Source organism: Prauserella alba (assembly GCF_024171735.1).
Classification (GTDB): domain Bacteria; phylum Actinomycetota; class Actinomycetes; order Mycobacteriales; family Pseudonocardiaceae; genus Prauserella; species Prauserella alba.
Genome location: NZ_JAMTCH010000005.1, coordinates 582,063 through 607,096, shown reverse-complemented (window position 1 = coordinate 607,096; position 25,034 = coordinate 582,063). Strand labels below are relative to the sequence as shown.

The following is a 25,034-nucleotide window of genomic DNA, read 5'->3' as shown; positions in this document are numbered from 1 at the left end:
GCGTTCACGACACCCAGACTAGGGAATGGGGTCGGTGTTAAATCGCCGCCCCCTGTCTCCACCTGCGGGAATGCGGCGCCCGTCACTCTTCCGACTCGGGACGCGAAGCCCCCGGGGGCACTTTGGTTGCACTCAACGCAACCACAGTGCCCTTGGGGGCTATGGGGACGAGCGGCTGCCTACGCGCCGGACTCCTTCGCCAGGTCCCGGACGACGGGGAGGATGTCCTCGGCGAGCAGGTCGCGGAGGTAGACCGCGGCGACCCGGCCCTGCCTGTCGACGATGATCGTCGACGGGACGACGTTGCGCGGGTATCCGGTCAGCCCGAGCAGCGACCGCCCCGACGGGTCGTAGATCGACGGGTACGTCAGCCCCCGGTTGCGCATGAAGTCCTGCGGCGCCGACCGGTCGAAGTCACGCACGTCGATGCCGAGCACCCGCACGCCGTCGTCCTTCGTCCGGTCGTACACCTCCTGCAGTTCCGGCGCCTCGGTGCGGCACGGCCCGCACCACTGACCCCAGATGTTGATGACGAGCACCTTGCCGTGGAAGTCCTCGCTGGAGATCCGCTTGTCGGCGTCGAACAGGTCCTCGCCACTGATCTCCGGCATCTCCTGCCGGTCGGCGCCGGTGTAGGTGATGTCGGTCTTGCCGCCCGGTGCGACGAAGTTGAACGACGTCGTGTTCGCCGCGGCGCCGTCTCCCGTGCTGCAGCCGGTGAGGGCCAGCCCGCCGGCGAGCATCGCACCCGCCAGCCGCGTGCCGAGCGACCTGTGCTTGCCGCCGCGCCGGTTCATGCTCCGGTCACCGTGGGGTCCGTCGTGCCTGCGGGTTCGCTGTAGACGACGTCGACGATCTCCTCGTCGCGGAACACCAGGCTGGTCAGCGACGCCAGTGAGCACTGCCGGGACCGCGGATCGTGCCAGAGCCGCCTGCCTTCGAGGAACCGGCGCACGGTCCAGATCGGCAGTTGGTGCGACACGCACACCACCTCACCGCCCTCGGCCTCGGCTCGCGCCCGGTACACGGCGCCGAGCATGCGGCGTGCGATGTCGACATACGGTTCGCCCCACGACGGCAACACCGGATTGCGCAGCTTCGACCAGTGCCTGGGGTTGCGCAGCGCGCCGTCGCCGACGCTGACCCGCAGGCCCTCGAACGCGTTGTCCGCCTCGATCAGCCGGTCGTCGGTGGCGACGTCCAGCCGGTGGCCGCCCGCGATCGGCGCGGCCGTCTCCTGCGCGCGCTGCAGCGGCGAGGCCACGACATGCACCAGGTTGTGCGGCTTCAGCGCCTGCGCGACGGTCACCGCCTGCTGCCTGCCCCGCTCCGACAGGCCGTAGCCGGGCAGCCTGCCGTAGAGGACTCCCGCGGGATTGTGGACCTCACCGTGCCGCAGCAGGTGGACGATCGTGGTGGTCATGCCCGCTCCGGCGGCGTCGCCGACGCGGCGGCCCTTGCGGCAGCGGGGGCAGCCGCCTCGATGGCCTCGAAGTCCGTGTCGAGCATCGCCGCGTTGACGAACCAGGCCTCGAACGCGCTCGGCGGCGCGTAGACGCCCGCGTCGAGGAAGGCGTGGAACATCGGGGCGTAGCGCCATGTCTCGGTGGCGGCGACCTCGTCGAAGTTCGTCGGCTGCCGATCGCCGAAGAAGACGGTCACGAGGTTGCCCGCCTGCGAGACGGTGTGCGTGACGCCCTCGGCCGACAGCGCGTCACCGAGGATGGAGGCGATCCGCCCGGCGTTGGTGTCGAGCTTCTCGTAGACGGCCGCGTCGGCGTGCCGCAACGTCGTGAGGCCCGCGGCCACGGCCACGGGGTTACCGGCGAGCGTGCCTGCCTGGTAGACGGGGCCGAGCGGTGCGAGCTCGGCCATCACGTCGGCGCGGCCACCGAACGCCGCGGCCGGCAGCCCGCCGGACATGACCTTGCCGAACGTGTAGAGGTCGCCCGCGACGCCGTCGAGGCCGTACCAGCCCGCAGGCGACACGCGGAAGCCCGTGAGCACCTCGTCGACGATGAGGAGCGCGCCGGCCTCGTGTGCGATGTCACGCAGTGCGGCGTTGAAGCCTTCCGCGGGCGGCACGGCGCCCATGTTGCAGGGGGCGCCCTCGGTGATGATCGCCGCGATGTCGCCGGGGTTCTCGGCGAACACCTTCCGCACGGCGTCGAGGTCGTTGTACGGCACGACGACGGTGTCGGCGGCCTGCGCACCGGTGACACCCGGCGACGTCGGCAGGCCCAGCGTGGCGACGCCCGAACCGGCCTGGGCGAGGAGCGCGTCGACGTGACCGTGGTAGCAGCCGGCGAACTTGATGATCTTCGCCCGGCGGGTGTACGCGCGGGCGAGGCGGATCGCCGTCATCGTCGCCTCGGTGCCGGAGTTGACCAGGCGCACCTGCTCGACCGGTTCGACGCGGCGGATGATCTCTTCGGCGAGTTCGACCTCACCGGTGGTCGGCGTGCCGAACGACAGGCCGTGCGACGCGGCCTCGCGCACCGCTTCGACCACCGCGGGGTGGGCGTGCCCGAGGATCATCGGCCCCCACGAGGAGACGAGATCGACGTAGCTGTTGTCGTCGGCGTCCCACAGGTGCGAACCGTCCGCCTTGACCATGAATCGCGGGTCGCCGCCGACGGAGGAGAACGCGCGCACCGGGGAGTTGACGCCGCCGGGAGTCGCCGCGGCGGCCCGCCGGAACCAGGACTGGGACTTCTCGACCGTGCTCTTGTCACCTGTCACGTCCGCCAGTCTCGCAAAACGGCCGCGGCCTGCGACGACTGCCTCCGGCCGGAGTGACCGCGGGCATGCTCCCTGGCGAGCCGCCGCGGGTCTCCCGCGGCGGCTCGGCGCGCTTCGTGGTCTCGTCAGCGGCCGGGGCCCGCCGCGGCGTGGTCGGCGTCCACGTCGCCGAGGTCGTCGGGGTCGTCCGGGTCGGGGTCCCGCTGGGCGCGCTTCTTCGGCTTCTTGCCCTTGGCCGCGACGCCGAGCATCACCTGGCGCACGGCGTCGATCACCAGTACGGCCGTCAGCGCTCCGAGCGCGACGGCCAGCGCGATCCGGTCGCCCTCGTAGACGCGCGAGGTCAGGACGCTGCCGTCGTCGAGGTGAACGGTCACGTCACGAACCGCGGACCCCCACAGCGCGAAGGCGCCCCACACGGCCAGTGCGGCCACGACGAGTTCGACGGCGGCGACGACGATCCGCCGCGGCCGGTGCAGCCTGCCGCGGCCCGATCCTGCCCTGCGGCCACCACGGGACCGGGGTGCACGCGGCGCCGCGGCCGGGCCGGCGGGCGCGGCGGAGTCGGTGGCGGTGCGATCCGCGGATTCAGTCACGGCGTGAGTTTCGCATGGCCGTGTGCAACGCCGCCGTGAACGTCTCCGTGTCCTGCGACCACGCGAGCACGTGCTTGCGGCCGGCCAGCTTGAGCTCGACGGCCTCGTACCGGCGCGGCACGGTCTGCCCGCCGCCGAGCACGCGGGTTCCGGGCCTGGGCTCGCGGGTGAGCACCGCGGCGATGTCGGCGATGGGCAGCGTCTCGGTGCCCTGCACCAGTTCGGTGTCGGTGACCCGGACCCGCAGGAACTTGCGCCGGGCGAACACCCAGAGGCCGTTCAGCCACAGCAGACCGGCGCCCGTGATGATCCACATCAACCAGTGCGGCGGCTGGCCGAGGATCAGCTCCGTGACGAAGCCCAGCGCGGCCAGCGCCGGGCCGAGCCCGAGCCGCCACAGCGTCGCGCCCGGTTCGTCGTAGTGGACCGCGACCTCGTGGACCGTCGCTTCGTTGGCCGTGGCTTCATGGGCCGTTGCTTCATGGGCCGTTGCTTCATGGGCCGTTGCTTCATGGGCCGTGGCGTCGTGGGCCGTGGGCTCGTCCGGGCCTGCACCGGCGTCGCCGTCACCGCCCGTGTCGCCGGCGTGGTTCTCGGCGTCGCTGCCGGCGTCCTTGCCGCTCACGGGTTCTTGACCACCCTCGGGAAGTACGGATCGACGCTGGGCAGGTACATCAGCGCTGCGCCGCCGAGCGCGAGCAGCACCGCGCCGATCACCGTGTAGCCGCCGCCGAGCAGCGACAGCAGTGCGGTCACGACGACGAGCACGGTCACGACGGTGCGCGCGGAACGGGTGCCCTGCCGGGCCTTCCAGGCGAAGAGCACCATGAGGCCGCCGATCGCGGCGGCGCCGACGACGAGTGCCCACAGCATCGATTCGACACCCGCGGCGATCTGCGCGCCCGTGATGTTCTCGTCGGTGTTCTGCGCGATCAGCTCCTCGGTGAGCGCGTCCTTGTCGAGCAGTTGCAGCACGAAGGCCAGGACGAGCACGACCGAGGCGGCCACGACCAGTCCGAACCCGATGTTGACGGGTTTCGGCGGCTCGGGCGGCTCGGAAACCGGGTCGCCCGGCAGGTGCGGTGCGGGCGGCAGACCGCGTGCCCGTCGCTGGTCGTCGCTTTCGTCGGCCTCGCTCATGCCCCAGAGACTAGGTGCCGTGCGCCGGGGAGGTTCAGGGGTGGTGACCGGGCAACGGGTGAACGCCCCGCAGCGGCACGCCGGAAACCGGTGCCGGCTCGCCGCGCAGACACATACCGGCCGACCACCCGTTGCACCCCCGCAACAGCTGGGGCGCCCCCAAGGGCACCTTGGGGGCGTTGAGTGCCACCAAGGTGCCCTTGGGGGCATCACACAGGGCCGGGAGGGTTGCAGTTCCGCACCACGCCGGGTTCAGGGGTTCAGTCGAGCCAGGTGGCGGCTTCGGCCGCCCAGTACGTGAGGATCATGTCGGCGCCCGCGCGGCGGATCGAGGTGAGCACCTCGAGGATCGTGCGTTCACGGTCGACCCAGCCGTTCGCGGCCGCGCCCTCGATCATCGCGTACTCGCCCGAGATGTTGTACGCCGCGACCGGGACCGACGAGACCTCCGACGCCGCCCTGATGACATCCAAATAGGACAGCGCGGGCTTGACCATGATCGCGTCGGCGCCCTCGGCGAGATCGAGTTCGATCTCACGGCTCGCCTCCCGGACGTTGGCGGGGTCCTGCTGGTAGGCGTTGCGGTCACCCTGCAGCTGCGAGTCGACGGCCTCCCGGAACGGCCCGTAGAACGCGCTCGCGTACTTGGCCGAGTAGGCCAGGACGCCCACGTCGCCGAATCCGCCGTCGTCCAGCGCGCGGCGGATCGCACCGACCTGGCCGTCCATCATGCCGCTCGGGCCGAGCCAGTGCGCACCCGCGCGCGCCTGCGCCAGCGCCATGTCGGCGTACCGTTCGAGCGTGGCGTCGTTGTCGACCCTGCCCTCGTCGTCGAGCACACCGCAGTGGCCGTGGTCGGTGAACTCGTCGAGGCACGTGTCGGCCATGAGCACCGTGGTGTCGCCGAGGTCGGAACGCAGATCGCGCAGCGCGACGTTGAGGATGCCGTCGTCGTCGGTCCCGCCGGAACCGACGGCGTCGCGTGTGGACGGAACACCGAACAGCATCAGGCCGCCGACGCCCGCCTCGACGGCCTTCGCCGCCGCGGCCCGCAGCGAGTCCCGCGTGTGCTGCACGACGCCGGGCATGCTGGAGATCGGCTTCGGCGCGCCGGCGGCGTCGGCCTCCTCCGAGACGAACATGGGCAGGATCAGCTGGCGCGGGCGGATCGTCGTCTCACCGACGAGCCGGCGCACGGCCGGCGTGGTCCGCAACCTGCGTGGACGATGCTCGGGAAACACATCGACACCGTACTCCCGCGCGAGCGCCTACCCTGACGGGCGGCAAGATCCCCGACCCGCAGCACCCGGCGGACCGGCCCGCCCCCAGCCCCACGACACCGCCCCAGCCCGACACCGCACGAGCGGAAGGACATCGTCATGAGCCCGGACGTGCTGAGCCTGACCCGAGAGCTCGTCGCCGTCGACACCATCGACCGCGACGAGAGCCGCACCCTCGCCGTGGTGGCGCCGCACCTGGAGGACGCGGGTTTCGACGTCGAGACGGTCGAGCACGAACCCGGGCGCGGCACGCTGATCGCCGAGTGGCACGCCGGCACGGACACGCCCCCGCTGTGCCTGTCGGGGCATGTGGACACGGTGCCGCTGGGCGACGCCGAGTGGTCTCGCGATCCGTTCCGCGCCGAACCGGAGGGCGACCGGCTGTACGGCCGGGGCACCACGGACATGAAGGGCGGCGTGGCAGCGATCGTGTGCGCGGCCATCGGCGTCGCGAGGTCGGGGCGGATGCCGCGGGCGGGGCTGCGCCTCGTGCTCACCGCCGCGGAGGAGACGGGTTCGCACGGCGCGCGGGGAGCGCTCGGTGTGCTGCGCGACCGCCCGTCGGGGCCGCTGCTGATCGCCGAGCCGACGGCGGGCGCCGTCTTCCACGGCCACAAGGGCGCGCTGTGGCTGTCCGCGCGCGCCGAGGGCGTGACGGCCCACGGGTCGATGCCGCACCTGGGCGAGAACGCCGTCTACAAGCTCGCCCGCGCGGTCGGCACCTTCGAGCGATTCGTCTTCACCGAGCAGGCGCATCCGGCGATGGGCGCGCCGACGCTGAACGTCGGCACGTTCCGCGGCGGGCTGAACACGAACTCGGTGCCGGACTCGGCGGTCGCGACGGTCGACATCCGCACCGTGCCCGGCCAGGACCACGCCGCCATCACCGAGAACCTGCAGGCCCGTGTCGGCGGCGATGCGTCGTTGGAGCCGCTCATCGACCTGCCGGCCGTGTGGACCGACCCCGCCGACGAATGGGCGGCTGCCGTCACGGCGATCGCCGCCGACGTGACGGGCCGCCGGAGCGACGGCGACCCGCGGGCGGCGACGTACTTCACGGACGCGTCGGTGCTGACCCCCGCACTGGGTGGTGTGCCGACGGTCGTGTGCGGCCCCGGCGAACCCGAGCTGGCGCACGTCACCGACGAGTGGGTGTCGATCGCGAGGCTCCACGAGTCGGAGGAGACCTTCCGCCGCGTCGCCGAGGCCTACTGCCGCGCCTGAGCCCACACCGCGTGTCCTGCACCCGGCACCGCGTGTCCTGCACTCCTGCACGCATGTCCTGCACCCGAACGTCGCCACTCCGACGGATGCTTCAGCACGACCACGCCCGTGCGCGTGATCCGCGCCGTGCGCGTCGGACTGAAGCGTCGGCGTCCGGATCAGGCGAAGAAGCGTGCGAGCGAGCGCGCGACGGCGTGCGGTTCGTCCTCGGGTGCGAAGTGCCCCGCCCCGGGCACGTCCTCCCGCCGGGCTCCCGGGACGGCGGCCGCGAGCCGATCCCCGACCGAGGGTGCGAGCCACCCGTCCTGCTCGCCCCAGAGCACGAGGGTGTCGGCGGTGATGTCGCCGAGCCGGTCGCCAACCACCGGGCCCGCCGACGTGACCGGACCTGACCATCCGCGTGGGACGAGCCCCCGCGGACGACAACACATGCCCCGGAAACGACAACACGGTCCCCGGAACCTGCAACACGGCTCCCGGGATCTGCAACACGGGCTCTGGAACGCGAGATGCCCCGTCGCACGGCGTGGGCGACGGGGCATCTCGGAACGGCAGCGCTCAGGAACGACAGCGCTCAGGAGCGGCGGGTGCGCTTGGCCTTCTTCGGCGGCGGCAGGGCACCCTCGGCGCGCAGCTTCGCCGCATGGGCGGCGAGCGCGTCGACGAGCTCCACGGCGTTCGGCGTCTCGGGCTGCACGTCGACGCGCAGGCCGAACTCGGTCGCCGTCTCGGCCGTCTTCGGGCCGATGCACGCCACGAGCGTGCGCGCGTGCGGTTTGCCCGCGATGCCGACCAGATTCCGCACGGTGGACGACGAGGTGAAGCACACGGCGTCGAACCCGCCCGTCTTGATCATCTCGCGGGTCTCGGCGGGTGGCGGCGCGGCACGCACGGTGCGGTAGGCCGTGACGTCGTCGACCTCCCAGCCCGCGTCGGTCAGTCCGGCGGACAGCGTCTCGGTGGCGATGTCGGCACGCGGCAGCAGCACGCGGTTCACCGGGTCGAGCACGTCGTCGTACGGCGGGAACTCCTTGAGCAGGCCCTCACTCGACTGCTCCCCCTCGGGAACGAGCTCCGGCTGGATGCCGAACGACCGCACCTTCTCGGCCGTCGCCTCGCCGACACAGGCGATCTTCACGCCGGCGAACGCGCGGGCGTCGAGGCCGAACTCGGTGAACTTCTCCAGCACGGCCTTCACCGCGTTGGCCGAGGTGAACACGATCCACTGGAACCGGCCGTCGACCAGGCCCTTGACCGCACGCTCCATCTGCGCGGGGCTGCGGGGCGGCTCGACGGAGATCGTCGGCACCTCGTGCGACGTCGCGCCGTGGCTGCGGAGCCGCTCGGCCATGTCGCCCGCCTGGTCCTTCGTGCGCGGCACGAGGACCTTCCAGCCGTACAGCGCGCGCGATTCCCACCACGACAGCTGCTTGCGGTCCGAGACGACCGTTCCGACGGTGACGATCAGCGAGCCAGCCAGTTCACCGGCGTCGGCGCCGAGCGAGGCGAGGGTCGTCTCGATCGTGCGCTGCGTGTTGATGGTGCCGTTCGACGTGACGGCCACGGGCGTGTCGGCGGCCACGCCGTTGTCGATGAGCTGCGAGGCGGCCTCGGCGAGGTGGCTCGACGTGCCGTGCAGCACGATCGCTCCCTGCGCCTGCGCCACGCCCTTCCAGTCGACGTCGCGGGTCAGGTCGACCTCGGTGTGTGTGCCGCCCAGCGGCAGGCCCGCATACGCGGGGACCGCGGTGCTCGGCGTGACACCCGGTACGACGTCGAACACGACCTCGGTCTTCGACACGGCCTGAACCTCAGCGACGACCGCGGGCTGCGTCAGCGGGTCACCCGCGACGAGACGCAGCACGACGCGGCCCGACTCGGCCTCGGTGGCCAGGTCCTTGGCGACGTCCCCCGGCTCGCCGACCGCGGGACGCGCCTCGGCCTCCTCGCGGGCGTAGGCGAGCGCGCCCGCCGGCACGTCCGGGTCGGTGACGACGACGTCGGCCTTGGCCAGCAGCTCCTGGGCGCGGACCGTGAGCAGTCCCGCGTCACCGGGGCCCGCGCCCACGAAGGCGACGCGCCCCGTGGTCTTGCTTGGGGGGGTCATGTGCTTCGTCTCTCCTCATGCAGCGGCCGCACCGAGGCCGGCGGCCGAATTCGTACTTGTCCTTCTGCGGTTCTCTGACGTTCCCGACGCGAATGTCACGTCCGTTACGTGTTGCCTGCGTGCTCCGGCTGCGGCGCCTGCGAGGCGCGAGCGCCGGCCACGCACCCGGCGCCCACCGGGTTCCCGCCGCGGCGGAAGCGAACGCGCCGACTCAGGACGACAGCGCGCCTGCGCCGAGGTCGAGCAGTTCGGCGGCGACCGCACGGCCCAGTTCGTCGGCGTCCTTCGTCTCGGCGATCGCCGAGGCCTTCAGGATGTTCACGGAGTCGTCGTCGACTCCGGTGGCGGCGATCCCGCGCAGCGAGAGCCGGTCGACGACCCGCCCCTCGCTGTCGAGGTCCTCCACGACATCGGCGAGCGCTCCGACGGGTGCGCTGCAACCGGCCTCGAGCGTGGCCAGCACGGCCCGCTCCGCCTTCGCGGCGAACCTGGTCGCCTCGTCGTCCACGACGGACCGGAGCAGCCGCTCGCCCTCGACGTCCTCGACCCGCGTCTCCACCGCCAGCGCACCCTGCGCGGGCGCGGGCAGCATCTGGAGCGGATCGAGCGTCTCGGTGATCTCGTCGACCCGGCCGACCCTGGCGAGACCCGCCCTGGCCAGCACCACGGCGTCCAGTTCCCCGGACGTGACCTTGCCGATGCGGGTGTCGATGTTGCCGCGGATCTCCGCGACGGTCAAACCGAGTCCCAGGGCCTTCAGCTGCGCGATCCGGCGCGGCGAACCCGTGCCGACGACCGAGCCGGGAGGCAGTTCGCCCAGCGTGAGGCCGTCCCTGGCGATCAGCGCGTCACGCGGGTCCTCCCGCGGCGGCACGGCGGCCAGCACGAGGCCGGACTCCGGCGCCGTCGGCAGATCCTTGTACGAGTGGATCGCGACGTCGATCTCCTTGGCCAGCAGCGCCTCGCGCAGCGCCGACGTGAACACGCCCACGCCGATCTCCGCGATGGGAGCGCTGGAGCGGTCACCGGGTGTGGAGACCTGGACGATCTCCACCTCGTGGCCTGCTTCGATCAGCATGTTCGCGATCGTCTGCGTCTGCGCCACGGCGAGTTTGCTGCCGCGGGTGCCGATGCGGATCGGGCTGTCTGTCACGGAGTGTCACCGTCGATCTGGTCGGTGGTTGTCATGGGGGCGGACGGGCTGGACACCGTCTTCGGCGCCTGCGGGTCGAGCTCGAACAGCTCGCGCAGCGCCGTGGCGTAGTCGGTGTCGCTGGTCTCCGCGGCCAGCTGCTTCACACGCACGGTCGGGGCGTGCAGGAGCTTGTCCACGACGCGTTTGACCGTGCGGCCGACCTCCTCCCGGGTGTCGGCGTCGATCTCGGGCAGCCGCCGGTCGAGCCGCAGGAGTTCTGCGTCGACGACTTCGGCCGCCCGCTTGCGCAACGCCGTCACCGTGGGGGTGACGGCGGCGCTGCGCTGGCCCGCCAGATAGGCACGGACCTCGTCCAGGACGATGCCCGCGGCCTTGGCGGTCTGCTTCTCGGTGGTGCCGCTGCCGGAGTCGTGCATCCGGCGGCGCACGGTGTCGAGGTCGACGAGGTGCACACCGTCGAGGCCGCCCACCTCGGCGTCGACGTCGCGCGGCAGGCCCAGGTCACACACGACGAGCGGAGCGGTCCGCGGCCCGACGTGGCGACTCTCCAGCACGGTGCCCTTCGCACCGGTGCACACGACGGCCACGTCGGCGCCGCTCGCAGCGTCGGCCAACTCGGCGAGCGGTACCGCCGTTGCGGGGACGCCCTGCTCGGTGACCGACGCGGCGAGCCGTTCGGCATTCGCCTGCGTGCGGTTGGCGACGACCACACTGCCGATTCCCGCCTTGCGCAGGTGCGACGCCGCGAGCGCACCCATCGAACCCGCGCCCACGACCAGTGCCCGCTTGCCCGCGAGGTCACCGCCCGCGTCCTCCGCCTCGGCCAGCGCCGCCGACACGACGGATGCGCCGAGCTGGTCCAGGCCCGTCTCGCTGTGCACGCGCTTGCCGACGCGCAACGTCGTCTGCACCAGCTCGTGCAGCGTCCGCCCGACGGTCCCCGCATCGCGCGCAGTCGCGTACGCCGCCCGCACCTGGCCGAGGATCTGCGTCTCCCCCACGACCATCGAGTCCAGGCCCGACGTGACGTTGAACAGGTGCTCCACGGCCGCGCCCGCGTAGTGGACGTAGAAGCTGTCGTAGAGCTCGTCGGGAACCATGCCGGCCTGGCGGGCCAGTACCGACGCGACGTCGTCCAGGCCGCCGTGGAACGTCTCGACGACGGCGTAGACCTCGATGCGGTTGCACGTCGACACGGCCATGACCTCGGAGACGTGCTCCGCCTGCTGCAGCTCGTGCAGGATCTTCGGCACCTCGGGTGCCGGGATGGACACGCGTTCGAGCGTGGTCAGGTTCGCCGTCCGGTGGGACAGGCCGAGCGCGAGGATGCTCATGAGGGCACCACCGCACTGCTCGCGTCCGTCGCTTCCGCCCCAGCCGCTTGGCCGTTCACCTGTCCGTCCGCCCTTCGTGCCACATGGAAGGAGAGGATCTGCAGCTCCACGGCCAGATCCACCTTCCGAACCTCGATGTGTTCCGGAACCTGCAGCACCACCGGCGCGAAGTTCAGAATGCACTGCACTCCGCCTGCGACGAGCCTGTCGCACACCGTTTGTGCCGCGGTCGGCGGCGTCGCGATGACCCCGATGGAGATCTCCCGCTCCGCACACACCTCGGGGATGTCGTCGAGGTGCGAGACGGGAAGTCCGCCCACCGGCACCCCGATCAGATCCGGGTCGATGTCGAACAGCGCCTCGACCGGGAATCCGCGACCGGGAAAGCCGCCGTAATTCGCCAACGCATGTCCGAGGTTACCGATTCCCGCGACCGCGACGCGCTGCTGCTTGTTGAGCCCGAGGGTGCGTTCGATCTGGCCGATCAGCACCTCGACCTCGTATCCGACACCTCGCGTGCCGTACGAACCGATGTACGAGAGGTCTTTGCGGAGTTTGGCGGAATTCACACCCGCCGCGGCCGACAGCTCCTCGCTGGAGACTCTCGTACTGCCCTGTTCCTGCATGCTCGACAGGACCCGCAGGTACACCGCCATGCGGCCGACCGCGGCTTCGGGGATGGCCTTGACCGGCGCCTCACCGTCGGTGACGGCGGGCAGCTCCGTGGTCGGGGTGTTGTCGTCGAACGCCGTGGCGGCCTTGGCTCCGGTGGTCCTCGTGCCCGCGGTCCGCTCGCCGTTGGTCTTGGCTCCGGCCGCCGGTTTGCCGTTGGCTGCGGCCTTCCCGGTGGTGGCCGGCTTACCGTCGGCGGCGGACTTGGGAGTGGCGGCCTTGCCGTTGGATGCGGCCGTGGCGGTGGTCTTGCGCCCCGCGGTCTTGCCGTCGGCGGCGGGTTTGCCGTCCGCGGGCTTACCGTCGTCGGTCGCTTCGCCGTCGGCGGCCGGCTTGCCCGTGGACTTGCCCGCGGCGGTTTTGCCGTTGCCGAGGACCTTCTTCGCGGGGCCCTTCTTCGCGGCTGTCGACCGTGCCCGCTTCTTCGCACCGCCCACAGCAGCGGCACCGTCACCGGACACAGCGCCGTCGGCGGCTCCGTTCCCCGTGGATGGCGTGTTTGCCGTGGATACGGGAGCCTCTGCAACCGGGCGGTCCTCCGGCGAGACCGTGCCGTCCGGGGAGGCGGAATCCTCCGATGATGCGACGGGCAGCTCCTCGGCGCCGGTCGACGCGGGATCCTCCGACGATGTGCCGCCGGCCGGACCGTCCTCGGTTGCGGGGGTGCCTTCGGTGGCCGGTTCGGAGTTCTGACCGGATTTGTTCGCGCGGCGCGACCGGGCCAGGCCGCGGACGGAGGAGGCGATGTTCCGCCGGCTCCGCTGTGCCATCACGCTCCGACTCCCGTCCCTCGGACTCTTCGAGACAAACCTTTTCGAGGTGAACCCTTGACCAGCAGGCGGCGACCGTGTTCGATGCACGGCGCGTCACCGGCGTGGAGAACACGGTAGTTCATTTGTGAACGCGTGCACAAAGCAGCAGGTAAGGGCCTTGACCTGCGCCACAACGCCGGTTTTCCTGACGCGCTGTCACCTCCGAACCCCTCGCGTGTCCTGCACTCCCGCCGCCGTGTTGCGGATTCCGGGGCCCGTGTTGCGGATTCCGGGGTCGTGTCGCGCCCGCTACTCCGTGGTGAACGTGATCGTGTGGTGGCCGGTGGCACCGTCGGGCAGCACGCCCATCCGCTCGGCGGTCTGCGTGTATCCGGACTTGTCGGTCGCGCGGCAGGCGATCCGGTGACTGCCCGGGCGGTCGACGTCGAGCGCGATGTGCCACATCCGCCACGTGTCGTCGGAGACGTCGGCCGAGAGGGTCGCCTCCTGCCAGCGGCCCCCGTCGAGTCGCACCTCGACCTTGGCGACGCCGGTGTGCTGCGCCCATGCGATCCCGGCGGCGATCACCCGCCCAGCCGGCATCGTGGCGTTGGCGGACGGCCGGTCGATGCGTGACTGTGTCTTCACCGGTGCCTCGCGCGCCCATCCGCGGTCGAGCCAGTACGCCCGGCGCCTGTCCCACGTCGTGACTTCGAGGTCGGTGACCCATTTCGTCGCCGACACGTAGCCGTACAGGCCCGGAACCACGAGCCGAGCGGGGAAACCGTGCTCCAGCGGCAGCGGCTGGCCGTTCATGCCGAGCGCGAGCATGGCGCCCCGGTCACGTTCCAGCAGGACGTCGATCGGGGTTCCGCAGGTCCAGCCGTCGGAACTCGACGAAAGCAGCTGCTGCGCACCGTCGCGCACCCCGGCGTCGCGGAGCAGGTCGCCCAGGTCGACGCCGGTGAACGTCGCCGTGGAGATCAGCTCGCCTCCGACCTGGTTGGACACGCAGCACAGGGTGATCCGCCGTTCGATCAGGCCGCGACGGCGGACGTCGTCGTAGCTGAGCTCGAGTTCGCGGTCGACCATGCCGTGGATGCGCAGCCGCCAGTCGTCCGCGGGCACCTGGGGCACGGACAGGGCGGTGTCGATGCGGTAGAAGGCGTCGTTCGGGGTGAGGAACGTCGGCGTGCCCAGCTTGGCGAAGTCCGCGTCGTTCGGCGGGGCGGGCAGCCGCCGGGTGGCGCGCAACGGCGGCGCCGCCGCGCGGGACGACGTCGCATCACGCGCGCCGCCGACGAATCCGCCCGCCAGCCCGGCCACTCCGGCGACGGCCGCCGCGCCACCGGCGGTGACGAGAAACTGCCGCCTGCCGGGCGTTGCCCCCGAGGCACGGGTGCCGTGCGGCACCTCGTCGGTCCGCTCGGCGCCGGAGTCGGTTCGGTCGGGGCCGGCTCGGTCGGGGCGGGTGCCTGCCGTCTCCACGACGTCCGAGGGCGAGGCGCGGCGGTGGAGCAGCAGCCACGTCGCCACGCCCGCGGCGAGACTCGCGAGTGGGGCGGCCGCGGCGAGCCTGCCGACGTCCGGGCGCGTCACCACCGCGACCAGGCCCAGGACTCCGACCGCGACGATCAGCACCGTGCCGGGCGCGGGACCGCGTCCTGACGCCAGTGCCGCCAGAACGGCCAAGCCGAGCAGCACCCCGCCCATGCCCACCAGGAGCGCGAGCTTGTCGGCCGTGCCGAAGGTGGCGATCGCGAAATCCTTCAGCCACGACGGGGTCAGGTCGATCGCCGTGTTGCCGACCGCCAGCAGCGGCGACGCCTGTGGCCCGACGAACGCCGCCACCAGGTGACCTGCAGCGAGCGCCGCGGCGAGCGCCACGATCGCTGCGATCACGAGCCGTACTCTCGGCACGCGCCGAGGTGTCGTCGTTGCCGGTTGCGCGGGTTGCTGCGACGAATCGCCAGTGCTGGCCATGCCTCCATCGTGACGCCGAAACCCGCACATGTGACCAGGTCAGGGCCTTACGACTCCCTTACGCTCAGCCGCCGCAGCCCTCCCGCCCCGTGTTGCGCTTTCCGGGGCGCGTGTTGCAGGTTCCGGGGCCCGCGTTGCGGATTCCGGGGCCCACACCCGGCCGTACGTGTCCTGCACTCAGCCGCGGGCGAGGGCGTCACGGACGGCGTCGTCGGTGCGTGCGACCACGGCGGTGCCGTCGTCGGCCGTGATGATCGGCCGCTGGATCAACTTCGGATGCTCGGCGAGCGCGGCGATCCACTTCTCCCGCCCGGAGTCGTCCCGCGGCCACTCGGTGCGGTCCTTGAGGACCAGGTCCTTCGCGATCTGCTCCTGCGTGCGGGTGATGTCCCACGGTTCGAGGCCGAGCCGGTCGAGGACGTCGCGGATCTCCTGGGCAGTCGGCACGTCCTCGAGGTACTTGCGCACCGTGTACTCGGCGCCCTCCGCGTCGAGCACGCCGAGTGCCGTCCTGCACTTCGAACAGGCGGGGTTGATCCAGATCTCCATTGCTGCCTCTCGTGGTCACAGGCCGGTGCTGTCGTGAGATTAGCCAGCCGCAGGGGCAGACGGCGACTTCCGCGTCGGCCGGGTCAGGACACGCGCCGCACGTGGAGCTGCTTCTTGTCGGTCCTGGCGACGAGTCCGGCCGCGAACAGAGCGTCGTCCGCCTCGATCCGCGCCGCCTCGTCCTTGCCCGCGTCGAGGCGGCGGCGCAGCAGGGTGTGTTCGTCGGCGGTGAATCCGGGGCTGCCGTCGACCCAGCGTTCGTACTCACCGGCGTACGGGTCACCGTCCCGCCAGGGCCACGAGTGCCGATCGAACGCGGCCCGCAGGTCGCGTTCCCGCAGGTCCTGCGCTCCCGGCAGACGCGCGGGAGCGGCGTCCCGTCGGAGGAACACGAGCGTCGCGCGATCGCGGAACACCGCTGTCGTCCCGGCCCGTTCGGTCCACGCTTCGCGCCCCTCGACCTGGGACTCGACGTGATCGTCGAACACCCGCAGGGACAGCGCCTCCCGAAAGGTGAAGAGCGTCAGCACGACCCCGGCGACCACACCGAGCCCCGTCATGACCGTCACCGACCAGCCCAGCGGCAGGTCACCGAGCAGGTGCAGCCACCCCGGCGCCCCGATCGGCGTGCCTTCGAGCACGTTCGCCAGGCCACGGAACAGCGGTCCGCCCGCGAACCCGAGCAGCGCCCCGACCGCGACCGGCACCGCGATCACGAGCGCCGGGATCGCTGCGGGAATGCGGAGGCCGGTGCCGGACTCGGCCGAAGGATCGCTGGTCACGCGCGGCAGAATGCCAGACCGGGCCGCCTCGCGAGACCGCGGCCTGCGGGGACGTTCGCCGGGCTGGGCGGTGACGGCCGTCGAACGGGAGCGATGATGGGTACATGCATCACGTCACCGTCATGACGCGCGCAGGGTGCCACGCGTGCGAGACCGCCGAGGCCGACGTCGCTCGGATCTGCGGGGAGCTCGGCGCGACGTGGTCGGCCGTCGACGTCGACTCCGACCCCGAGGACCGGGCCGAGTACGGCGATCGCGTCCCGGTCCTGCTGGTCGACGGCGACGAGCACGGGTACTGGCAGGTGGAGGAGACCCGGCTCCGCGCGGCCTTGAGCTGACGCCCGCGGGCATCGCCGCGCGAGCACGGGTGCCCGAGCGCAGGACACGCGCATGTGGGTTACGTGCGGAGCTGCACCCTGCTGAGTTTGCCGACCGCGGTGTGCGGCAGTTCGTCGGCGAACTCCACCGTCGACGGCACCTTGTACCGCGGGAGCTGCGCGCTGCAGGCGTCGACGATCTGCTGCTCCGACAGCGCCGCGCCGGATTCGGGCCGCACGACGGCACGCACGGATTCGCCGGTGCGGTCGTCGAGCACGCCGACCACCGCGACCTCGGCGACTCCCGGCAGCGTGAGGATCACGTCCTCGACCTCGCGCGGGTAGACGTTGAACCCGTTGACGATGATCAGGTCGTTGGCGCGGTCGACGAGGTGCAGGTCGCCGTCGGCGTCGAGGTAGCCGACGTCGCCGGTGCGGTACCAGCCGTCGACGTCGGGGCCGTGGGCGCCGTGAGGCCAGTAGCCGCTGAACAGGTTGTCGCCGCGGATCGCGACGAGCCCGGTCAGGCCGATGTCGTCACCGAATGCGTCGTCGGGGTCGGCGGGATCGAGCGGTGCGTGCGCCGCGGAACCATCGCTGTCGACGAGGCGCAACTCGACACCCGGCAGGGCCCTGCCGACCGAACCGGCCTTCGCCTGGCCGGTGACCAGGGTCGACGTGACGACGGGCGCGGCCTCGGTGAGCCCGTATCCCTCGTAGACGGCCTGCCCGGTGGCGTCCGTGATGGCTGCCAGCACCCGAGGGTGCAGTGGTGCGGCGCCGGACATGAAGATGCGGACCGTGGCCATCGCGTCGGCGAGTTCGCCGGCGGGCCTGTCCGCGAGGTCGGTGTACATCGCGGGTACGCCCACGACGGTGGTGATCTCGTGGGCGGGGCAGGCGTGCAACGTGTCCCGTGCGTCGAATCGCTGGGCGAGTACGACGGTGGCGGCGGTCGCGGTGGGCAGGAGCAGGCCGGGCCCGAGGCCGTAGATGTGATGCAGCGGGACCGCGAGCAGCGTGCGGTCGGGCAGATCGCCGCTGGGCAGGACGGCTGCGAGCTGCCGCACGTTCGCCAGCAGCGCCCGGTGCGACAGCATCACGCCGCGTGCCGGGCCGCTCGTGCCGGAGGTGTAGAAGATCGCGGCGATGTCCTCGCCGACGGCGCGCGGCTCGACGGGCTGCGAAGCGCGGGGCTCGGCGGCAGGGGAGGTCTCGGCTGCCGGGGACGCGCCGGCGGGGGCTGCGGGCTCGGCGGGGGCTGCGGGGTCGTCCACGGGGTCGGCGGGGTGGCCGAGGTCCGGTGCGAGTGCGGGCACGTCGCCGAGACCGTCGTGGGCGACGAGAAGCCGGGCGCCGCAGTCACCGAGCCGTTCGCGGGCTTCGGCGTCCGGGGCCGCTGGCGAGAGCGGGACTGCGATCGCACCCGCCCGGAACACGGCGAACAGGCCGACGACGAATTCGGCGCAGGTCGGCAGCCGCAGGCCGACCCGGTCGCCGGGCCGCACGTCGGCGTCGAACAGGCGGCGGGCGAACACATTGACGGCGGCGTCGACGTCGGCCCAGGTCAAGGTCACCAACGAGGGGTCGACGACGCCGTCGGCCTCGGGGCGTCTCCGTGCCGCGGCCTCGACGAGATCGGCGACGTTCTCGCCCGCCGCCGCGGTGCGCACACCCTCGGTGTTGCCGCCTCCGGCACCTGTGTCCCCGGTGTCCGGTTCTTCCGCGCCCGCTGCCATCCGCGAACCTCCTCATCCCCCGCCCAGTGTGCCCGTGACGGTCGCGCGTCATAGCGGCCGGACGTCACCGTCTCCCGATTGCAACGAGGACACCACTACCTACTAGGCGGTAGCTACGCGTATGCTCCCGTGACGACGTAGTGGCGGTGATCACTCCAGATCACGAATGCGTCCGGGAACGGCCCCGGAGGAGGTGCAACACGATGAGCCTGCCAATCGCTGTTGCTGCTGGTCCAGCACGTACCCCGCTGCATGTCGTACCCGACCCGGCCCCTGCCGCGCCTGATCCGACGGCGGAGAGTTGGGACCTCGTGCACGCCGCCCAGGGCGGCGACCGGGCGGCGTTCGGCCGGCTCTACGACCGCTACGTCGACGGCGTGTACCGCTACGTACTCCTCCGGGTGGGTGACCGCCACCTGGCCGAGGACGTGACGAGCGAGACGTTCCTGCGCGCGCTGCGGCGGATCACGTCCATCAGCTACCAGGGCCGCGACGTCGGCGCCTGGTTCACCACCATCGCCCGCAACCTGGTGCTCGACCACGTGAAGTCGAGCCGGTTCCGGCTCGAGGTCGTCACCGACGAGGTTGCCGACCCCACGACACCCGGCGCCGCGGTGGCGGGCGCGGCCGGAGCACCGGGACCGGAGCAACAGGTGATCAGCCGCGACACAGGCGACGAGCTCGTCCGGTGCATCAGCGACCTGGGCGACGACCAGCGCGAATGCGTCATCCTCCGGTTCATCCAGGGGTATTCCGTGGCCGAGACGGCGCAGATCATGGACCGGGGCGAGGGCGCGGTGAAGGCACTGCAGCACCGCGCGATCCGCAGGTTGGCAAAGCTCCTGCCCGACACGTTGCGCTGAGGCCTCACCCTCCGGCGCTGGTCAGACCACTCCGCCGACCACGCGCTGTAACGCACGCCACCCACAGGGTCGACATCCCGTAACCGATACAGCTGCGACGTCGTTGTCAACGCAGACCCATCGAGACGTCCAGGACCGGCCACGCGCCGGCGAGCCGGGAGGCGTTGCCACCGTGGAGCCTCCACGAATCCTGCGGTCATTCCGCGCGCGGCGATCCCGCGCCGCCCATGACCAGGACGAACGCTTCGCACGCGCCGTCGAGACCGGCGAGGCCGACCGGAGCGGCGAGTTCGCCGACGAACTGGCGGTCGTCGCTGCGCTGCGTAACCTCAGCGACCGCGCCCCGGGCGACGAACGCGACGGCTCCCTCACGCCGTCGGCTCGGCTGCGCATCACCGACCGCGTGCTCGCACCCGGCTCCCACCCGGCGACCGACCGCCGCGCCGCAGGCCCGCAACCACAGCCGGAACCGGAACCGCAGCCACAGCCCGAACCGGACGTGGAACCGGCGCGCGGTGGACGTGCGCGCGGTGGACGTGCGCGCGGTGGACGTGCGCGCGGTGGGAGTTCGCGGCACCGGATACCCGCCGTCGCGGCAGGCGTCGCCGTCCTCGCCGGAGTGGCGGCCGCGGCGCTCACCGCGTCTGCCGACGCGAGGCCGGGCGAGTCGTTCTACGCCTTGAAACAGCTGCGCGAGGACGCCTCGCTGACCATGACCTTCGACGACGAGGACCGCGCGTTCCAGCGGCTCGGGTACGCCTCCGAGCGGATCACCGAGCTGCGGTCGCTGGCCGACGACGGCGCGCTCGACCGTTCCTCGCTGCGACTGGGGCTGTCCGACTTCGCCGACCACACGCGTTCCGCCGTCACCTCGCTCACCTCGCTCGCCACCACCTCGGGCGGCGATCAGCTCGACCGGCTGCACAGCTGGGCCACGGCCCAGACCTCGCGACTCACCCCGCTGCCCGGCACGGCGGACGGGACACACCTGCTGGTGCGGATCCAACAACGGGCGGAGGCGCTCGACGAACGCATGTCGTGCCTGGAGATCACCTCCGGCCGTGTGGACGACCTCGGCGCGCTGCCCACCACCGGCGATTGCAGCGGGCACGCGGGAAGGGACGACCGCCGAGCAGGGGCACGGCCCGCGGTGCCGGACGGCAGTCCGCACTCCGGTGACCCGCAGCCGGGTGAGGTCTCGCCGGACGACGACACGGCCACCCTCGCCGGTCGCACGACGTCGGACGCGGCCGGGGACGCCGGCACGGTCGCGCCGGTCCGCGCGACCCCACCGTGGTCGCCTGCCGACGACGTTCCCGCGACACGCGTCGTCCGCACCGTGCCCGAGCCACCCACGGGCCCACGGCTGCCGGACGAACGGCCGCAGCAGCCTGCGAAGGTCTCCGTGACCGGGATCCTGTCGGGCCTCACCGGGCTGGACGCGCAACGCGACTGACGGCCTCGACCCGGGGCCACGATGCTCCGCGAAGGGCCGGGCGGCGTAGTGGCGTAGCCCGGGGTGAGCACCGGAAAGCACTCCGCGACCACCCGTTATCCTGACTACTTCAGTGCACAGCCAGGTGAAGGCCGAACTCGACCGTGGAGGCGGTGTGCGTGGCACTGTGGCGGGCCCGCAGTAAGAAACAGGAACGCGAACGGCTCGCTGCCCTGGCAGGTGAGGCGTCGGCCGACGCTGCCGTGGCCATGGAGGCCGAAGCTGCGCAGGCCGAAGCGGACGCCGCACAGGCCGAGGCCGAAGCCGCACAGGCCGAGGCGGGTGCCGCGCCGACAGGCGACACCGCGCCGGGTGGCAGTACGGGCCTGGCCGAGCCGCTGGAGATCGACGGGACGCAACCGGCGGGCGAACGGGCACGGGCACTCGACACCGCTGGGGCCGCGGACACCGCCGATGTCGACGAGGCTCCGCCGCCTGCGCCGCCGGACCTGACCGCCGCGGCGTTCTTCGACGTCGACAACACCATGATGGTCGGCGCATCCATCTTCCATTTCGCACGTGGCCTGGCCTCGCGGAAGTACTTCACGGCTTCCGACCTCGCCGGGTTCGCGATGCAGCAGCTGCGGTTCCGCGTCGGCGGCAAGGAAGGCAACGTCGACGGCATCCGCGAGCAGGGCCTTTCGTTCGTCGCCGGGGCCACGGTGGAGCAACTGACCGAGGTCGGCGAGGAGATCTACGACGAGCTGATGGCCGACAAGATCTGGGCGGGCACGCGTGCGCTGGCGCAGATGCACCTGGACGCGGGTCAGCGGGTGTGGCTCGTGACGGCGACCCCGGTCGAGTTGGCGGCCATCATCGCCCGGCGCCTCGGATTGACGGGTGCGCTGGGCACGGTCGCCGAGAGCGTCGACGGCGTGTACACGGGACGGCTGGTCGGGGACCTGCTGCACGGCAGGGCGAAGGCACACGCGGTGCGGGCGCTCGCCGCGCGGGAAGGGCTGAACCTGCGGCGGTGCACGGCGTACTCGGACTCGCAGAACGACGTGCCGATGCTGTCGGTCGTCGGCACCGCGGTGGCGGTCAATCCGGACGCCGAGTTGCGCGACACGGCGCGTGCGCGCGGGTGGGAGATCCGCGACTTCCGCACGGGCCGCAAGGCAGCGAAGATCGGCGTCCCGTCGGTTCTCGGCGCGGGCGCGGTCGCCGGTGCGGTCGCGGGCGCCGTCGCCCACCGCCGCCGCTGACCCACCATCCGTCACACCCGGTGATCGCCACCGCGGTGTCGCGTCGCGTCACCGATGCCCCCAGGGGCACTTTGGTGGCACTCAACGCCCCCAAAGTGCCCTTGGGGGCGCTCACGCCCACCGCGGGTGGTTACGGAGAGTTCTCAGCCGCTGAAGATGTTGCGGCGGCGAGCGAGACGCCGGTACAGCATCTGCTGGATCCCCTCACGAACCTGGTCGTTGAGGTTGAACCCGCGCATCGGGTCGTCGGCGGCCTCCGGTTCGTACCCCTCGGTGGGGATGGGCTCACCGAACTCGATCGTCCACTTCGTCGGCAACGGGATCGCGCCGAGCGGCCCCAACAGCGGGAACAGCGGTGTCACCGGGAAGTACGGCAGGCCAAGCAGTCGGGCGAGGGGCTTGATGTCGCCGATCTTCGGGTAGATCTCCTCGGCGCCGACGACGGCCACCGGGATGATCGGCACCCCGGCCCGAATGGCCGCCGACGCGAACCCGCCGCGCCCGAACCGCTGCAGCTTGTACCGCGCCGAGAACGGTTTCCCGACGCCCTTGAACCCCTCCGGCCACACGCCGACGAGTTCGCCCGCCCGCAACAGCCGTTCGGCGTCCGGGTTGCAGGCCAGCGTCTGCCCCGTTCTGCGGGCGAGCGTGCCCAGCACCGGAGCCTTGAACACCAGGTCGGCACCGAGCATGCGCAGGTGGCGCCGCTGCGGGTGCCGCTCGTGGACGGCGAGGGCGGTCATGATCGAGTCGATCGGCAGCACGCCGGAGTGGTTGCCGACGAGCAGCGCACCCCCGTCGGCGGGCAGGTTGTCGGCACCGACGGCGGCGACCCGGAACCACTTGTCGTACAACAGTTTCAGCGGCGGCAGCACGAGCGTGTCGGTCAGCTCCGGGTCGAAGCCGAACTCGTCGACGGCGTAGTCCCCGGTGAGACGGTTCCGCAGGAACGTCAGCAGCCGGCCCAGCGGATCGTCCGCCCCGTCGGTATCCGACTCCGACGCCGGTGCGGTGGGCAGCTCGACGACCGACGCATCCCGGTCGGCGCCGTCCGCCTCCGCCTCACGGGCATCGCCGCCGCGCGCCCCGCCGGTGTGCAGCCGGATGACCTGTGCCGACGACCCGCTCGTCATACCCGTTCCCTCCTACCGCCTGCCCACCGCTGTGAGAACCCCCGCGATGCGCTCGCCGTCGACGACGGGCCGGATGCCGCGCCCGGTGAGGTAGTCGTCGAACGCGTCGCGGGTGTTCCAGCGGGGTGTGTAACCGAAGTCGTTCTTGAGCCGGGTGGTGTCGACGACGCGGCCGAAGTTCAACAGGCTGACCTGGTCGGCGGAGAAGTCGACGATGCGGGCGCTGCGCAGGACCTTGCCCACCGACGGCAGCGCGGTGCGCGGCAACGGGAGCTCCACCCTGCCCGCACGGCGGATGGCCTGCCCCAGCGTGAGCACCCCGTCCGCGGCGACGTTGTACACGCCGGGCCGGTCTTCGAGCGTGGCGATCTCGAGGGTGGCGAGCGCGTCGGACGAGTGCAGCATCTGCAGTCGCGAGTCGAACCCCAGCACCGTCGGCACGACGGGAAGCGCGAAGTAACGCGTGAGGACGGTGTCGACGTCGGGGCCGACGATGTTGGCGAACCTGCCCATCGTCACGGTGATGTCGGGGCGGCGGCGCATCAGCCCGCGGACGTAGCCTTCCATCTCGACGGCGTCCTTGGCGTAGCCGGACGGCGACGTCGGGCCGAGTTCGGTGTCCTCGCTGAACACCGCGGGCGAACGCGCACCCGCGCCGTACACCGCGGCCGACGACTTGACGACGAGCTTGCGCACCAGCGGTGACTTCTGGCACGCGGCGAGCAGTCGCATCGTGCCGATGACGTTGACCTCTTTGACCGCCACCCGGCGGGTCGGCCCTGCGGGGTGGGCGTGCGTGGACGCGTGGACGACCGTGTCGACCTTCGCCGAGCTGATGATCTTCGCGATCAGCGGGTTGCGAATGTCGGCGCGCACGAACTCGGCGTGGCCCGCTCTGCGGAGCAGCTCCGGGCGGGGCGGCGACGTGTCGACGCCGATGACGCGATCGAGGTCCGGGTTGTTACCCAGTCGCGCGAGCAGCCTGCTGCCCAACTCTCCGGCGACACCGGTCACAAGGACGTTGCTGGGCGGCACAGGCGACATCGAACCCCCTGGGTACGGCTGGCGCTGACGCTCGAGAACTCGGCGTCGGCACTGATCGTACGCGCTGGACGCTGCTCCGCAGAGCTGATCCCGCGCAAGGGTTGATCACACAGGCCCCATCACGCGCATGGCCCCTCACGCGCAGGCCTCGTCACCTGCAGGGCGGCCACGTGGGGCGGTCAAGTACCGAGCCCCTCACATGCGGGCGGCCACGCGTGTGGACGATCACCCATGGGGCCGTGCACACGCAAGTACGAGCCCGGCCGGTCCGACCGGGCTCGTCATCGCTGTCAGGAGGCGCCCGCTTCAGCAGGCGCCTCGTCGGGCGTATCACCGGCAACCCGGCGCGCCCGTCCGGGTGAACCGGCGGACGCGCGGGCGCGGAGTCCCTGGGCTTACTTGCCCTGCTTGCGACGCTGGACGCGCGTGCGGCGCAGAAGCTTCCGGTGCTTCTTCTTGGACATACGCTTGCGGCGCTTCTTGATGACCGAGCCCACAGGAACTCCTTCAACCGATAGATCGTGACGATGCGCGGGCGCCACACGAACGCCGGCACCACGACGAGGTCGTGGTGGCCTGCCGGGCCACGTTCCGCAGGCATCGGATACCGCGAAACGTGACTCGTGCGTGGGGCGAGGCACGCGCACGGCCTACCAGGTTACCCGGGGCTTGCCGCGCGTTTTCGAGCCGGTCCTCTCCACAGTCAGCCGACGTCGAAGTATGCGTTGTCCAGATAGTCGTGGACGGCCTGTTCCGGCACCCGGAAGGACTTGCCGACGCGAACCGCCGGCAGCTCCCCCGAATGCACTAAGCGGTAGACGGTCATCTTGGAGACGCGCATCAGCGACGCCACCTCCGCGACCGTCAAGAACTGGACCTGCCGTGGTCCTGGCAGGTCGTCGTTACCTTTCGCCGGCATAG

The 25,034-nt window shown here is 71.7% G+C and carries 24 protein-coding genes and 1 pseudogene; 5 read left to right on the top strand and 20 right to left on the bottom strand.

The annotated features are described in order from the left end of the window. Positions 1-179: 179 nt before the first annotated feature. The 7 genes from LY12_RS18445 to hemB form a co-directional block, all read right to left on the bottom strand. Complete coding sequence (locus LY12_RS18445; RefSeq protein ID WP_372493557.1) at positions 180-797, bottom strand: TlpA disulfide reductase family protein; 618 nt, start codon at positions 795-797, stop codon at positions 180-182. Beyond that, complete coding sequence (locus LY12_RS18440; RefSeq protein ID WP_253858405.1) at positions 794-1,423, bottom strand: histidine phosphatase family protein; 630 nt, start codon at positions 1,421-1,423, stop codon at positions 794-796. Before LY12_RS18440 ends, LY12_RS18445 begins: the two co-directional genes overlap by 4 nt. Beyond that, positions 1,420-2,742: a glutamate-1-semialdehyde 2,1-aminomutase gene (gene hemL / locus LY12_RS18435; RefSeq protein WP_253858402.1), complete on the bottom strand. Its 1,323-nt coding sequence runs from the start codon at positions 2,740-2,742 to the stop codon at positions 1,420-1,422. The genes LY12_RS18440 and hemL overlap by 4 nt, the downstream gene beginning before the upstream one ends. Positions 2,743-2,867: 125 nt before the next feature. Continuing rightward, positions 2,868-3,338, bottom strand: coding sequence for a hypothetical protein (locus LY12_RS18430; RefSeq protein ID WP_253858400.1), 471 nt, complete (start codon positions 3,336-3,338; stop codon positions 2,868-2,870). Beyond that, positions 3,331-3,963: a transport-regulating membrane protein Mce1N gene (gene mce1N / locus LY12_RS18425; protein ID WP_253858397.1), complete on the bottom strand. Its 633-nt coding sequence runs from the start codon at positions 3,961-3,963 to the stop codon at positions 3,331-3,333. The genes LY12_RS18430 and mce1N overlap by 8 nt, the downstream gene beginning before the upstream one ends. Beyond that, on the bottom strand, positions 3,960-4,478 hold the full coding sequence (locus tag LY12_RS18420; RefSeq protein WP_253858395.1) for a hypothetical protein: 519 nt from the start codon (positions 4,476-4,478) through the stop codon (positions 3,960-3,962). The genes mce1N and LY12_RS18420 overlap by 4 nt, the downstream gene beginning before the upstream one ends. Before the next feature lie 260 nt (positions 4,479-4,738). Then, a complete protein-coding gene (gene hemB, locus LY12_RS18415; RefSeq protein WP_253858392.1) occupies positions 4,739-5,719 on the bottom strand; it encodes a porphobilinogen synthase in 981 nt (326 codons plus the stop codon). A 138-nt stretch (positions 5,720-5,857) separates the two neighbouring features. Between hemB and LY12_RS18410 the strand changes: the two genes are divergently transcribed. After that, a complete protein-coding gene (locus tag LY12_RS18410; protein ID WP_253858389.1) occupies positions 5,858-6,982 on the top strand; it encodes a M20 family metallopeptidase in 1,125 nt (374 codons plus the stop codon). A 158-nt stretch (positions 6,983-7,140) separates the two neighbouring features. On the opposite strand, the gene LY12_RS18405 is transcribed toward LY12_RS18410, so the two are convergent. From LY12_RS18405 to LY12_RS18370, 8 genes and pseudogenes are all read right to left on the bottom strand, one after another. Further along, positions 7,141-7,347: an alpha/beta fold hydrolase gene (locus LY12_RS18405; RefSeq protein ID WP_253858387.1), complete on the bottom strand. Its 207-nt coding sequence runs from the start codon at positions 7,345-7,347 to the stop codon at positions 7,141-7,143. 209 nt (positions 7,348-7,556) lie between these two features. Further along, complete coding sequence (locus tag LY12_RS18400) at positions 7,557-9,089, bottom strand: bifunctional uroporphyrinogen-III C-methyltransferase/uroporphyrinogen-III synthase (RefSeq protein ID WP_253858384.1); 1,533 nt, start codon at positions 9,087-9,089, stop codon at positions 7,557-7,559. A 211-nt stretch (positions 9,090-9,300) separates the two neighbouring features. Then, entirely contained in the window at positions 9,301-10,242 is a 942-nt protein-coding gene (gene hemC / locus LY12_RS18395; RefSeq protein ID WP_253858378.1) for a hydroxymethylbilane synthase, read from the bottom strand. Next, entirely contained in the window at positions 10,239-11,579 is a 1,341-nt protein-coding gene (locus LY12_RS18390) for a glutamyl-tRNA reductase (RefSeq protein ID WP_253858376.1), read from the bottom strand. The genes hemC and LY12_RS18390 overlap by 4 nt, the downstream gene beginning before the upstream one ends. Beyond that, positions 11,576-12,397 (bottom strand): annotated as a pseudogene (locus tag LY12_RS18385) (redox-sensing transcriptional repressor Rex); the annotation flags it as partial. The gene LY12_RS18390 and the pseudogene LY12_RS18385, both read right to left, overlap by 4 nt. A gap of 915 nt (positions 12,398-13,312) precedes the next feature. Then, complete coding sequence (locus LY12_RS18380) at positions 13,313-14,986, bottom strand: molybdopterin-dependent oxidoreductase (protein WP_253858373.1); 1,674 nt, start codon at positions 14,984-14,986, stop codon at positions 13,313-13,315. A gap of 177 nt (positions 14,987-15,163) precedes the next feature. Beyond that, positions 15,164-15,535 (bottom strand): ArsC/Spx/MgsR family protein, encoded by a 372-nt coding sequence (locus LY12_RS18375; protein WP_253858370.1) that lies wholly within the window; start codon positions 15,533-15,535, stop codon positions 15,164-15,166. Between the two features lie 83 nt (positions 15,536-15,618). Next, positions 15,619-16,317: a YqeB family protein gene (locus LY12_RS18370; protein ID WP_253858368.1), complete on the bottom strand. Its 699-nt coding sequence runs from the start codon at positions 16,315-16,317 to the stop codon at positions 15,619-15,621. 104 nt (positions 16,318-16,421) lie between these two features. On the opposite strand from LY12_RS18370, the gene LY12_RS18365 reads away from it, so the two are divergent. Beyond that, the gene (locus LY12_RS18365) at positions 16,422-16,655 is read left to right on the top strand and encodes a glutaredoxin family protein (protein WP_253858365.1); all 234 of its coding nucleotides are present in this window, start codon (positions 16,422-16,424) and stop codon (positions 16,653-16,655) included. Between the two features lie 59 nt (positions 16,656-16,714). On the opposite strand, the gene LY12_RS18360 is transcribed toward LY12_RS18365, so the two are convergent. After that, on the bottom strand, positions 16,715-18,373 hold the full coding sequence (locus tag LY12_RS18360) for an AMP-binding protein (protein ID WP_253858362.1): 1,659 nt from the start codon (positions 18,371-18,373) through the stop codon (positions 16,715-16,717). Positions 18,374-18,576: 203 nt separating this feature from the next. Between LY12_RS18360 and LY12_RS18355 the strand changes: the two genes are divergently transcribed. From LY12_RS18355 to LY12_RS18345, 3 genes are all read left to right on the top strand, one after another. Then, entirely contained in the window at positions 18,577-19,236 is a 660-nt protein-coding gene (locus LY12_RS18355; RefSeq protein WP_253858359.1) for a sigma-70 family RNA polymerase sigma factor, read from the top strand. Positions 19,237-19,408: 172 nt separating this feature from the next. Continuing rightward, entirely contained in the window at positions 19,409-20,692 is a 1,284-nt protein-coding gene (locus LY12_RS18350) for a DUF5667 domain-containing protein (protein ID WP_253858357.1), read from the top strand. A gap of 143 nt (positions 20,693-20,835) precedes the next feature. Further along, positions 20,836-21,936 carry an HAD family hydrolase gene (locus LY12_RS18345; RefSeq protein WP_253858354.1) on the top strand — a complete coding sequence of 367 codons (1,101 nt, stop codon included), beginning with the start codon at positions 20,836-20,838 and terminating at the stop codon, positions 21,934-21,936. Between the two features lie 143 nt (positions 21,937-22,079). Here LY12_RS18345 and LY12_RS18340 read toward each other — a convergent pair whose 3' ends face one another. The 4 genes from LY12_RS18340 to LY12_RS18325 all read right to left on the bottom strand — a co-directional run bounded on the left by LY12_RS18340 (position 22,080) and on the right by LY12_RS18325 (position 25,032). Further along, a complete protein-coding gene (locus LY12_RS18340) occupies positions 22,080-23,069 on the bottom strand; it encodes a lysophospholipid acyltransferase family protein (RefSeq protein ID WP_253858352.1) in 990 nt (329 codons plus the stop codon). A gap of 12 nt (positions 23,070-23,081) precedes the next feature. After that, a complete protein-coding gene (locus tag LY12_RS18335; RefSeq protein WP_253858901.1) occupies positions 23,082-24,104 on the bottom strand; it encodes an NAD-dependent epimerase/dehydratase family protein in 1,023 nt (340 codons plus the stop codon). Between the two features lie 404 nt (positions 24,105-24,508). Beyond that, the gene (locus LY12_RS18330; RefSeq protein ID WP_005453035.1) at positions 24,509-24,610 is read right to left on the bottom strand and encodes a 30S ribosomal protein bS22; all 102 of its coding nucleotides are present in this window, start codon (positions 24,608-24,610) and stop codon (positions 24,509-24,511) included. Between the two features lie 206 nt (positions 24,611-24,816). After that, positions 24,817-25,032 (bottom strand): helix-turn-helix domain-containing protein, encoded by a 216-nt coding sequence (locus LY12_RS18325; protein WP_183646522.1) that lies wholly within the window; start codon positions 25,030-25,032, stop codon positions 24,817-24,819. Positions 25,033-25,034: the final 2 nt, after the last annotated feature.